This is a genomic window from Bacillus alveayuensis (genome assembly GCA_030812955.1).
GTDB lineage: Bacteria > Bacillota > Bacilli > Bacillales > Aeribacillaceae > Bacillus_CB > Bacillus_CB alveayuensis.
Genome location: JAUSTR010000002.1, coordinates 128,088 through 140,274 on the forward strand (window position 1 = coordinate 128,088; position 12,187 = coordinate 140,274).

Genomic DNA, 12,187 nt, shown 5'->3' on the forward strand with positions numbered 1-12,187 from the left:
TTTTTGATCAACGCCCCTTCCCCTTTTTCGCTAAATTGAAAGATCATCTCTCGATCCTTCAATGGAAAGTCAAACTCAAAGGAGGACCTTTGACCATGAACAAAAAAACGGTTAAAGATGTAGATGTAAAAGGGAAGGTTGTCTTTTGCCGTGTCGACTTTAACGTTCCCATGCAAGACGGAAAAGTAACGGATGACACTCGTATCCGTGCTGCACTCCCTACTATTCAATACTTAATCGAAAATGGAGCTAAACTATTACTAGCTAGCCACCTAGGCCGTCCAAAAGGTCAGGTTGTCGAAGAGCTTCGTCTTACTCCAGTTGCTAAACGTCTTGAAGAGCTATTAAATAAACCTGTGAAAAAAGTGGACGAAGCGTACGGTGAAGCTGTGAAAGCAGAAATTGCCAACATGCAAGAAGGTGACGTTCTTGTATTAGAAAATGTTCGTTTCTACCCAGGAGAAGAAAAGAATGATCCAGAATTATCAAAAGCGTTTGCTGAATTAGCAGATTTATACGTTAATGATGCATTCGGTGCTGCTCACCGCGCTCATGCTTCTACTGCAGGTATTGCTGAACATTTACCAGCAGTGGCAGGATTTTTAATGGAAAAAGAAATTAATGTTTTAGGTAAAGCACTTGAAAATCCAGATCGCCCATTTACAGCGATTATTGGTGGGGCAAAAGTGAAAGATAAAATCGGTGTCATTGAAAGCTTATTAGACCGTGTAGATAACTTAATTATCGGTGGCGGTTTAGCTTACACATTCGTCAAAGCATTAGGTCATGAAGTTGGAAAGTCTTTATTAGAAGAAGATAAAATTGAATTAGCAAAATCCTTCATGGACCGTGCAAAAGAAAAAGGTGTCAACTTCTACATGCCAGTGGATGCGGTCGTTGCTGATGACTTCTCAAATGATGCGAACACAAAGGTTGTATCAATTGACAGCATTCCTAGTGATTGGGAAGCACTGGACATTGGTCCGAAAACGATTGAAACATACAATGAAGTCATTCAAAATTCAAAGCTAGTCGTTTGGAACGGTCCAATGGGCGTATTTGAGATGGATACGTTCGCAAATGGAACGAAAGCTGTGGCAGAAAGCTTAGCATCTGCAGAAAATACATATACAGTTATTGGTGGTGGAGATTCTGCAGCAGCTGTAGAAAAATTTGGTTTAGCTGAAAAAATGGATCACATCTCCACTGGTGGAGGAGCATCTTTAGAGTTTATGGAAGGTAAAGTACTTCCAGGAGTCAAAGCATTAGAAAATAAGTAATGACCTTACCTTACCCTTACGACATTTGAACTTTATGGATGAATGGATGGCACAAGCCTTTAAAAAGGAAGGTGTAAACATGAGAAAACCAATTATCGCAGGAAACTGGAAAATGCACAAAACGCTGGAAGAAGCTAAAAGCTTCGTAAAAGAAGTGAAATCATTCGTTCCTTCACCTGAAAAGGTTGATTCTGTCGTATGTGCACCTGCATTATTTTTAGGACAGCTCGTGGAAGAAGCAGATGGCACACATTTAAAAATTGGTGCGCAAAACATGCACTTTGAGGAAAGTGGTGCTTTTACAGGAGAAATTAGCCCCGTGTCGTTAAAAGATATCGGAGTACAATATGTCATTATTGGGCATTCAGAGCGCCGCGAAATGTTTAATGAAACAAATGAGTCTGTTAACAAAAAAGTTTTAGCTGCTTTTAAGCACGGATTAACACCGATTGTTTGTGTTGGTGAGACGCTAGAGGAGCGTGAATCTGGTAAAACGAATGAACTTGTTGGAGACCAAGTGAAAAAAGCTCTTCAAGGATTAGATGAAGCACAAGTAAAACAAGTTGTCATTGCATATGAACCAATCTGGGCTATCGGAACAGGAAAATCTTCTTCAGCAGAAGATGCGAATGAAGTTTGTGCACACATTCGTAAAGTTATTGCCGATGTTTATTCAAATGAAGCAGCAAACGAGGTTCGCATTCAATACGGTGGTAGTGTAAAACCAGCTAATATTAAAGATTTTATGGCACAGTCTGATATTGATGGTGCATTAGTAGGAGGCGCAAGCTTAGAAGTTCAGTCTTTCTTACAGCTTTTGGAGGCAGGACAACATGAGTAAAAAACCAGTAGCGTTAATTGTACTTGACGGATTTGCACTACGGGAAGAAACAAAGGGAAATGCGGTTGCACAAGCGAAAAAGCCAAACTTTGATCGTTATTGGAATGAGTTTCCGCATGCAACGTTAAAAGCTTGTGGTGAAGCAGTGGGACTTCCTGAAGGTCAAATGGGAAACTCTGAGGTCGGTCACTTAAATATTGGTGCAGGGCGCATCGTCTATCAAAGCTTAACACGTGTAAATGTCGCCATTCGTGAAGGAGAATTTTTTGAAAATGAAACCTTCCTTGCGGCGATGAACCACGTAAAAGAAAAAGGGACAAACCTTCATTTATTTGGTTTGCTATCAGACGGTGGTGTTCATAGCCATATTCATCATTTATACGCACTGTTAAAAATGGCGAAAGAACAAAATGTTGAAAACGTCTATATTCATGGATTTTTAGATGGTCGTGACGTTGGCCCGCAAACGGCGAAGAAATATATAGAAGAGCTCAATGAAAAAATCGCGGAATATGGTGTAGGTGAAATCGCAACCATTTCTGGACGCTACTACTCTATGGACCGTGATAAGCGCTGGGACCGTGTTGAAAAAGCATACCGTGCGATGGTATACGGTGAAGGTCCAACTTACAAAAATGCATTTGAATGCATTGATGATTCTTATAAAAATGAGATTTATGATGAGTTTGTCATTCCATCTGTTATGACGAAAGAAGATGGTTCACCTGTTGCAACGATTCAAGATCATGATGCGATTATTTTCTATAACTTCCGTCCTGACCGTGCAATTCAAATTTCCAATACGTTCACAAATAAAGACTTCCGTTCCTTTGATCGTGGACCGAAGCATCCGAAAAACTTGTTTTTTGTATGCTTAACTCACTTTAGTGAAACGGTTGACGGTTATGTAGCGTTCAAACCTGTAAATCTTGATAATACGCTTGGTGAAGTGATTTCTCAAGGTGGATTAAAACAGCTTCGTATTGCAGAAACTGAAAAATATCCGCACGTGACATTCTTTATGAGCGGTGGTCGTGAGGAAACATTCCCTGGAGAAGAACGTATTTTAATTGATTCTCCAAAGGTGGCAACTTACGACTTAAAGCCGGAAATGAGTGCATACGAAGTGACAGAAGCATTATTAAAAGAAATTGATGCTGATAAACATGATGCTATCATTTTAAATTATGCCAATCCAGATATGGTTGGGCATTCTGGAAAATTAGAGCCAACGATTAAAGCAGTTGAAGCAGTAGATGAATGCTTAGGTAAAGTCGTTGATCGCATTTTAGAAAAAGGTGGAGTAGCAATCATTACGGCTGACCATGGGAATGCAGATGAAGTGGTAACATTAGAAGGTAAGCCACAAACGGCTCATACAACAAACCCAGTTCCAGTGATTGTAACAAAAAAAGGACTTACATTGCGTAAAGATGGTATTTTAGGTGACTTAGCACCAACAATGCTTGAATTATTAGGTTTACAGCAACCTGAAGAAATGACTGGAAAATCGTTAATTGAAAAATAATTTAACAACTCATGAAAAATAAAGAAGAAAAGGAGTCGAAAACGATGCCACAAATTATTGATGTTTACGCACGTGAAGTATTAGATTCTCGCGGTAACCCAACTGTAGAAGTAGAAGTTTACACAGAATCAGGTGCATTCGGTCGAGCATTAGTTCCAAGTGGAGCTTCTACTGGAGAATATGAAGCAGTAGAACTTCGTGATGGTGATAAAGAGCGTTACCTTGGTAAAGGTGTTTTAACGGCTGTTAAAAACGTAAATGAAGTAATTGCACCAGAACTATTAGGTATGGACGTTACAGAGCAAAATGCAATCGATAAGCTTTTAATTGAGCTTGACGGAACAGAAAACAAAGGAAAACTTGGTGCAAATGCTATTTTAGGTGTATCTATGGCGGTAGCTCGCGCTGCAGCTGATTTCTTAGGTGTACCTTTATACCAATACCTTGGTGGATTTAATGCGAACACATTACCAGTTCCAATGATGAACATTTTAAACGGTGGAGCACACGCAGATAACAACGTAGATATCCAAGAATTCATGATCATGCCTGTAGGTGCGGAGAACTTCCGTGAAGCACTTCGCATGGGTGCTGAAATCTTCCATAGCTTAAAAGCGGTATTAAAAGAAAAAGGCTACAACACAGCTGTTGGTGACGAAGGTGGTTTCGCTCCAAACTTAGGTTCTAACGAAGAAGCTCTTCAAACAATTATCGAAGCGATTGAAAAAGCTGGTTACAAACCAGGAGAAGAAGTTATGCTTGCAATGGACGTTGCATCTTCTGAGCTTTACAACAAAGAAGATGGAAAATATCATTTAGAAGGCGAAGGCGTTGTGAAAACGTCTGAAGAAATGGTTGCTTGGTATGAAGAGCTTGTTTCTAAATATCCTATCATTTCAATTGAAGACGGATTAGATGAAAACGATTGGGAAGGTCATAAACTATTAACTGAACGCATTGGACATAAAGTACAGCTTGTTGGTGACGATTTATTCGTGACAAATACTAAGAAACTTGCTCAAGGTATTGAACAAGGTGTTGGCAACGCAATCTTAATTAAAGTGAACCAAATCGGTACATTAACAGAAACATTCGAAGCAATCGAAATGGCAAAACGTGCAGGTTACACAGCGGTTATTTCTCACCGCTCTGGTGAAACAGAAGACAGCACAATTGCTGACATTGCGGTTGCGACAAACGCAGGTCAAATTAAAACAGGTGCTCCTTCCCGTACAGACCGCGTAGCGAAATACAACCAATTGCTTCGCATCGAAGACAATCTTGGCGAAACAGCAAAATACGAAGGGATCAAATCCTTTTACAACCTTAAAAAATAATCATGGATAAGAATAAAGGACTTCTCATCTCACAGTCGTGATGGAAGTCCTTTTTCTCTAATTTAATTGATTTTCCAATGAACAAAAAAGTTACATTGTCGGTTTCGTGACTTTTCTTATCTTTTATGGTAAATTGGAAATAGCGTCATTGTTCGTATTAGGAGGTGTCACATGGACATTTTATTAACGGTTTTACTCATCATTGTATCGATTGCCTTAATTGCTGTCGTTTTATTACAATCTGGAAAAAGTGCAGGACTTTCAGGTGCAATTTCCGGTGGAGCTGAACAATTGTTTGGAAAGCAAAAAGCTCGCGGCATGGATTTAATATTACACCGTATTACCGTTGTTCTTTCGGTGTTATTTTTCGTCTTAACAATTGCTATTGCTTATCTGTAAGGGGTCTGAACTATCCTATTCAGACCTTTTTTTATGGCTCTTTTCTAAAAGATTGTTGCTTTACAACCATAGCTTTTCGACTGTCAAGCAAGCAAAACGCTTGCTATGTCACACTTTAGTGTGAGTCGAAAAGCAACAAAGTTTACGAAAACAGCCTTTATGTATTAAATTTCTTTCCACCTTTTTGGGTAGGTGTTATGATTTGTATAGGGTTGAATGTTCCGCTGTTGCTTGATGGCATCACACAGAGTAAAGGTATTTGAAAGAGTAATAACTTTCTTAGAAATGTTACAGGATATTTAGTGGGACAGGATTATCTCTTTATATTATTTCCACTTCTAATACTTTCGTTCATTTCATTATTAAGTTGTTTTAGCTTAAATCAGTGTCGAGAGGAAAGATTAGATATAGAAAGGAAGTTTCACCATGAGAGTGGTTGCACCAAAACCATTTACTTTTGAGGCTGGAGAACGGGCGGTCTTATTGCTTCACGGATTCACTGGAAACACAGCTGATGTTCGGATGCTAGGCCGCTTTTTACAGGATAAAGGATATACATGTCATGCACCGCAATATAAGGGGCATGGAGTCCCTCCTGAAGAGCTTGTTCATACAGGACCGGAAGATTGGTGGCAAGATGTGATGGATGGCTATCAATTTTTAAAGGAAAGAGGTTATGAACAAATCGCAGTTGCGGGTTTATCACTTGGAGGTGTTTTTTCCCTTAAATTAGGCTACACTGTTCCAGTAAAGGGCATTATTCCGATGTGTGCCCCAATGTATATTAAGAGCGAAGAAACGATGTATCAAGGTGTTTTGGCCTACGCCCGAAAATATAAACAATTTGAAGGAAAATCAGAAGAACAAATCGAACGGGAAATAGAAGAGTTTAAAAAAACACCAATGAAAACATTAAAAGCCCTTCAGAATTTAATTGCTGAAGTTCGTGATCATGTTGATATGATCTATACGCCGACGTTTGTCGTACAAGCTCGGCATGACGAAATGATTAATACAGATAGTGCAAACATCATATACAACGGTGTGGAATCTGATCATAAACAAATAAAATGGTATGAAAACTCTACACATGTTATTACCCTCGATAAAGAACGTGATCAGCTTCATCAAGATGTGTATGAATTTTTGGAAACTCTTGACTGGTAGAGTTTGAAAGGAGGGCTGCCATTTGGCAGAAGCAAATCAAATGAGAATGGAAGAGCTTCTTAATTTTATGAGAGAAGAAGCATATAAGCCATTAACCGTAAAAGAACTTGAAGAAGCATTAGGAATTGAAGATGCTGATGAATTTAAAGAGCTTGTCATCACTTTAAATGAAATGGAAGAAAAAGGATTTATTGTGCGAACGAGAAGCAATCGTTACGGTCTCCCTGAAAAAATGAACTTAGTTCGAGGAACAGTAGTTGGTCATGCGCGCGGGTTCGCCTTTGTTGAGCCCATTGAACCTGGATTTGACGATGTTTTTATTCCGCCAGGTGAACTAAACAATGCTATGCATGGGGATACGGTCCTCGTTCGCCTTAGCTCCAAATCAAGTGGGAATAGACAAGAAGGCACCGTTATTCGAATATTGGAACGGGGCGTTCAAGAAATTGTCGGCACGTATACAGAAAGTAAACATTTTGGCTTCGTAATCCCAGATGATAAAAAGATTTCCAATGATATATTTATTCCGAAAGATAAAACGAACGGTGCTGTTGAAGGTCATAAAGTTGTCGTTCGTCTAACAACGTATCCAGAAGGACGGCTAAGTGCAGAAGGAGAAATTATTAAAATCTTAGGTCATAAAAATGACCCAGGTGTGGATATTTTATCGATTATTCATAACTACGGCCTTCCGCAACATTTTCCTGAAGATGTATTGAAACAGGCAAATGACACACCTGATACGATTTCAGAGGAAGAATTGAAAAATCGCCGTGATTTACGTCATGAAATGATTGTTACGATCGATGGAGCAGATGCAAAAGATTTAGATGATGCGGTGACGGTAAAAAAACTTGAAAATGGACATTATAAGCTAGGTGTACATATTGCTGATGTAAGCTATTACGTTAAAGAAGGCAGCCCAATAGATCGTGAAGCATTCGAACGTGGGACAAGTGTATATTTAGTCGATCGTGTTATACCAATGATTCCACATCGCTTATCAAACGGGATTTGTTCGTTAAATCCGAAAGTTGATCGGTTAACATTGTCATGTGAAATGGAAGTCGATCCAAATGGTCAAGTGGTGCACCATGAAATCTTCCAAAGTGTTATCCGAACAACCGAACGAATGACTTATTCCGATGTGAATAAAATCCTTGTTGATCAAGATGCAGAATTACGCCAAAAATATGAACCGCTTGTTCCGATGTTTGAAACGATGGCAGAGTTAGCCAGTATACTGCGAAATAAACGAATGAAACGCGGTGCGATAGATTTTGATTTTAAAGAAGCAAAGGTGCTTGTTGATGAAGAAGGAAAACCTTATGATGTTGTTCTTCGCGAACGTTCTGTGGCAGAACGGTTAATCGAAGAATTCATGCTTCTTGCAAACGAAACAGTTGCCGAGCATTTCCATTGGATGAATGTTCCATTTATTTATCGTATTCATGAAGATCCAAACGAAGAAAAACTCCGACGCTTTTTAGAGTTTATAACGAATTTCGGTTATGTAGTGAAAGGGACTGGAAATCAAATTCACCCCCGTGCACTGCAAAATATTTTAGATGAAGTAAAAGGACAGCCAGAAGAAATGGTGATTTCAACGGTCATGCTTCGTTCGATGAAACAGGCGAAATATGATCCGGAAAATCTCGGACATTACGGTTTGTCGACAGATTTTTATACACATTTCACATCACCGATTCGCCGGTACCCAGATTTAATTGTTCACCGACTGATTCGTACGTACTTGATTGAAGGAAAAATGGATGAAGAAACAAGAGCAAAATGGGCGATAGAGCTGCCAGATATTGCTGAGCACTCATCGAAAATGGAGCGCCGTGCTGTTGACGCAGAACGGGAAACAGATGATTTGAAAAAAGCCGAATTTATGATGAACAAAATTGGAGAGGAATTTGACGGGATTATTAGTTCTGTTACCAACTTTGGTATATTTGTTGAACTTCCAAATACCATTGAAGGTCTTGTCCATGTTAGTTATATGACGGATGACTACTATCGTTATGATGAGAGACATTATGCCATGATAGGCGAACGCACTGGCAATGTGTATCGAATTGGTGATGAAATTACGGTCCGAGTCATTCAAGTAAATAAAGATGAGCGTTCTATCGATTTTGAAATAGTCGGGATGAAAGGAACAAGACGAAAACCGGTTAAAAAACAATCACCAAAAGTGATTAAAGGCGGGAAAAAACGACGTGACGAAGAAGAGTGGTCAACAAAGCCGCCAAAACCGAAAAAGAAATTTTACGAAAACATCCCAAAAACTAAAAGAGGAAAAAAGAAAAAGAAGAAAAAGCGTTAACGGAGGAAGCCAAATTTCAGGCTTCCTTTTCGCTTATGAACATTGAGAAACGAATCAAGATTTGCTATAATAAACCTTACCGCTAAAAACATACGTTCCTTTGTAATAAGGAAAGGGTGAGTAACGTGCCAAAAGGAGAAGGGAAGCTTATTGCCCAAAATAAAAAAGCGCATCATGACTATTTTATTGAAGAAACGTACGAAGCAGGCATCGTTCTTCAAGGTACGGAAATAAAGTCTATTCGCTTAGGACGAGTGAATTTAAAGGATTCGTTTGCGAAAGTAGAAAAAGGAGAAGTTTTTTTACACAATATGCACATAAGTCCTTATGATCAAGGAAACCGTTATAATCACGATCCTCTGAGAACGCGTAAATTACTGCTGCATAAGCGTGAAATTAACAAACTTATTGGTTTAACGAAAGAGCAAGGTTATTCTCTTGTACCACTAAAGCTTTATATTAAAAACGGTTTTGCCAAAGTGTTAATAGGTTTAGGAAAAGGGAAAAAGAAATACGATAAACGTGAAGATTTAAAACGGAAAGAAGCAAAACGTGAAATTGAGCGTGCCTTTAGCCAACGTCAAAAAGGAATGTATTAAGTTTTACAGTCATTTACAATTGAAAAATATATATATTTTGTTATAATAATAAGTGTCGTTGCCAGTTAACAAGTTTTCAAAAGCGTTTAAGCTCGAAGTTTTTCTGTACGACTCATTTGTTTGACACAATGGGGACGTTACGGATTCGACAGGGATAGATCGAGCTTAAGCTGCGAGCCGGAGGGATCGTCTTCGTCAAAAACGTCGCCTAAATATAACTGGCAAAGAAAACAATTACGCTTTAGCTGCTTAATATAGCTAAAGGCTCCTTGCTTTCATCGCCCATGTGGAAGTATAGGGGTTCAAATGAAGTGGGCTACGCCCAAATCCGCCGTCTGAGGATGAGGGAAGAGATTCATCAGACTAGCTGCCTGGACGCCTGTCGGTAGGCATAAGGGACAGCGAATCAAAAATTACCGACTACGCTCGTAGATGCTTAAGTGGCGATATTTCTGGACGTGGGTTCGACTCCCACCGTCTCCACTTCTAATATCCGATAGATAACGAATGAAATTAGTGAAACCATTGATACGACTGCGTTTGCGGTCGTTTTTTATTTTTCTGGAATCCGAAAGAATCCTATAGTTTTCGAAAAAATTTTGCACGAATTTTGCACGGCTTTTTATTTTGCATTGTAGAGTTCCTCCATCGTTAGATCGACTTGGCGGGACTCTTTTTGTTCCATTTCATCCATGATGTGCGAGTATGTTTGGAGAGTGGTTACAATGTCTTTATGGTACCACTTGAAAGACAAACGACGCACCACGATTCAAACCTTGTTTGGCGAAGTTACCTTTGAGCGAAACTACTATTTGGATCGAGAACAAAACCGTTACACGTTTTTGCTGGATTCCTTTTTAGCGTTTGATGGATCGCAGTCAATCAGCCCTTGTCTAGAAGAAACGGCGGTGGGATTGGCGGTGGAGTGCTCTTCCTATCGCAAAGCGGCTTGTACGCTTGCCCAGATGGTCTGGTATCCAGTGATGAGCCATGAGGCGATCCGCCAGTTGGTGCTCGAGGCCGAAGCTCTATGGACGGGTGCTGTTTGTGGAGGCCGATGGACTGTTTGTCTCTCGCCAAGGGAAGGGAAAACGGGCCAAGGAAGACAAAATCCTGACCGTTCACGAAGGGTGGAAGCGCAACGGCTCCCGGATCGAATTCGTGAATCAGCGCCATTACGTTCATGAGGGCAAGAGGGAGGTGTGGGAAGGCTTCGAGGAATGTTTGATGAACGAATAGGCCTATGATCCGTGTGTGGACATAACGGGCATGTATCCGATGGGGAGGGCTGAAAGCGTGATGAGCCAGTTGGCGTATCGGGTGAAATACCGCCGCAGTTGGACAGACAAGGGACTCGGGGCGTTTTTCAAGGCAATGATTGCCTGGATGGATGGGATACGTCTTTTCGGAGAAGAATCGTCGCAGCCGGTGGAGGAAACGGCGTCGACGGCATCCACCAAACAGACGGATCGTGAACAAGGCGAAACAACGCGTCCGCCGTCTTTGGCCGGAGATCACGCGGAAACAAGCCATATTTACAGCAAATCGTCCGGGACACCGATCGATCATGCCCTGTCTGAATTCAAGGGATGGTAAAAAAAGGTATACATATTCGTCTGTCATGGCAAGGGAAGAGAGTCCGAAACCGCTTACGGATGAAATTCAAAAAAATGGTTCGCTAACCTATGACTTACATCTATTTTCAGCGAACCAAAAAAATTCCCACAAAGTCTTGACTGACTCCATAGTTTTTCGCAAATTGCGCGACAGCTTACAATTTGATAAAATACAAAAAAATTTGAATAAAATATTATAAAATTTTATATATATTTACACAAAATTTTATTTTTGGTTTATAATAGTGATAATAAAACGATATGTAATGATATTTACTGATAAAAACGCAAGTTTCAGACACATGATTTTTGGAAACACTTTAGAAAAAGTGTTTTTATTTTATCTTATTTTTGGACAAGTATTACTGGAGGTATTTAAAATGCCTAAAATATCTACTTTTATGTATTGTGATCGGGCAGAATTGAATCCTCAAGGACAGATGCATATTACTAATCCTTTATTGGTTATGAACCCTGTCTTTGTTCCCGGTATGTATTCTTTTTCAGTCGTTTTTGGAGTACAAGGGTTGGATAATGAATCAGATCATACATTGAGGGTTTTATTTTTAAGCCCGAATGAAAATGAACCACCACTAATAGACACTAATACAATTTCATTACCAAAGGGGACTGCTCCTAAAATTATGATTTCATTACCCCCTGAGCAAAAAGGTATGATGTTTAATATGGATTTTCGTAATGTAGTTTTTAAAACGGAAGGAACTTATAAAACAAGAGTTTATTTTGATGGTGAAAATTTGGGCGATTACCCTATTTATGTAAAGGCAGGAGAAGAAAGATGACTGAAATAGCTACTTTTCCGCCTATAGGAACAAAGAATAATGTCTCTTTTAGTGGTCCAAGTAGGACTTTTTTTAGAAAAGCTGGTATGGCTTCATTCATGTTTGTCTCTTCATTAAGTAACATAGCAAATGCAACCCTTACAATTGATCCAATAGATGTTGTCAAACAAGTTAATGTAACAACAGGGGTTTTGACAAAAAAATTAAACAACCCACCAAAAAACGAAAAAGAAGTAAACTAGGTAGTATTTAATGTGTATAATCCTTCTAGTAAAGAATATGATA

10 protein-coding genes, 1 other RNA gene and 1 pseudogene are annotated in these 12,187 nt (G+C 39.5%); all 12 read left to right on the forward strand.

The annotated features are described in order from the left end of the window. Positions 1–95: 95 nt before the first annotated feature. The 12 genes and pseudogenes from J2S06_RS05385 (at position 96) to J2S06_RS05440 (ending at position 12,144) form a co-directional block, all read left to right on the forward strand. A complete protein-coding gene (locus J2S06_RS05385) occupies positions 96–1,280 on the forward strand; it encodes a phosphoglycerate kinase (protein ID WP_419151564.1) in 1,185 nt (394 codons plus the stop codon). Positions 1,281–1,359: 79 nt separating this feature from the next. After that, a complete protein-coding gene (tpiA, locus tag J2S06_RS05390) occupies positions 1,360–2,121 on the forward strand; it encodes a triose-phosphate isomerase (RefSeq protein WP_419151565.1) in 762 nt (253 codons plus the stop codon). After that, a complete protein-coding gene (gene gpmI, locus J2S06_RS05395; RefSeq protein WP_044893556.1) occupies positions 2,114–3,649 on the forward strand; it encodes a 2,3-bisphosphoglycerate-independent phosphoglycerate mutase in 1,536 nt (511 codons plus the stop codon). Before tpiA ends, gpmI begins: the two co-directional genes overlap by 8 nt. Before the next feature lie 44 nt (positions 3,650–3,693). Beyond that, positions 3,694–4,986 carry a phosphopyruvate hydratase gene (gene eno / locus J2S06_RS05400; protein WP_044893557.1) on the forward strand — a complete coding sequence of 431 codons (1,293 nt, stop codon included), beginning with the start codon at positions 3,694–3,696 and terminating at the stop codon, positions 4,984–4,986. A 171-nt stretch (positions 4,987–5,157) separates the two neighbouring features. Beyond that, positions 5,158–5,385 carry a preprotein translocase subunit SecG gene (gene secG / locus J2S06_RS05405; RefSeq protein ID WP_044893558.1) on the forward strand — a complete coding sequence of 76 codons (228 nt, stop codon included), beginning with the start codon at positions 5,158–5,160 and terminating at the stop codon, positions 5,383–5,385. A 426-nt stretch (positions 5,386–5,811) separates the two neighbouring features. Further along, entirely contained in the window at positions 5,812–6,552 is a 741-nt protein-coding gene (locus tag J2S06_RS05410) for an alpha/beta hydrolase (RefSeq protein ID WP_419151566.1), read from the forward strand. Between the two features lie 40 nt (positions 6,553–6,592). Next, entirely contained in the window at positions 6,593–8,884 is a 2,292-nt protein-coding gene (rnr, locus tag J2S06_RS05415) for a ribonuclease R (protein ID WP_419151638.1), read from the forward strand. Between the two features lie 125 nt (positions 8,885–9,009). After that, positions 9,010–9,483, forward strand: coding sequence for an SsrA-binding protein SmpB (gene smpB, locus J2S06_RS05420; protein WP_044746956.1), 474 nt, complete (start codon positions 9,010–9,012; stop codon positions 9,481–9,483). A 130-nt stretch (positions 9,484–9,613) separates the two neighbouring features. Next, positions 9,614–9,969, forward strand: a transfer-messenger RNA (tmRNA) gene (gene ssrA / locus J2S06_RS05425). 251 nt (positions 9,970–10,220) lie between these two features. Further along, positions 10,221–11,079, forward strand: a pseudogene (locus J2S06_RS05430) (UPF0236 family transposase-like protein); the annotation flags it as partial. Positions 11,080–11,479: 400 nt separating this feature from the next. Beyond that, positions 11,480–11,902, forward strand: a complete 423-nt coding sequence (locus J2S06_RS05435; protein WP_419151567.1) for a DUF6941 family protein — start codon at positions 11,480–11,482, stop codon at positions 11,900–11,902. Further along, positions 11,899–12,144, forward strand: coding sequence for a hypothetical protein (locus J2S06_RS05440; RefSeq protein ID WP_419151568.1), 246 nt, complete (start codon positions 11,899–11,901; stop codon positions 12,142–12,144). The genes J2S06_RS05435 and J2S06_RS05440 overlap by 4 nt, the downstream gene beginning before the upstream one ends. The last annotated feature ends 43 nt before the right edge of the window (positions 12,145–12,187 follow it).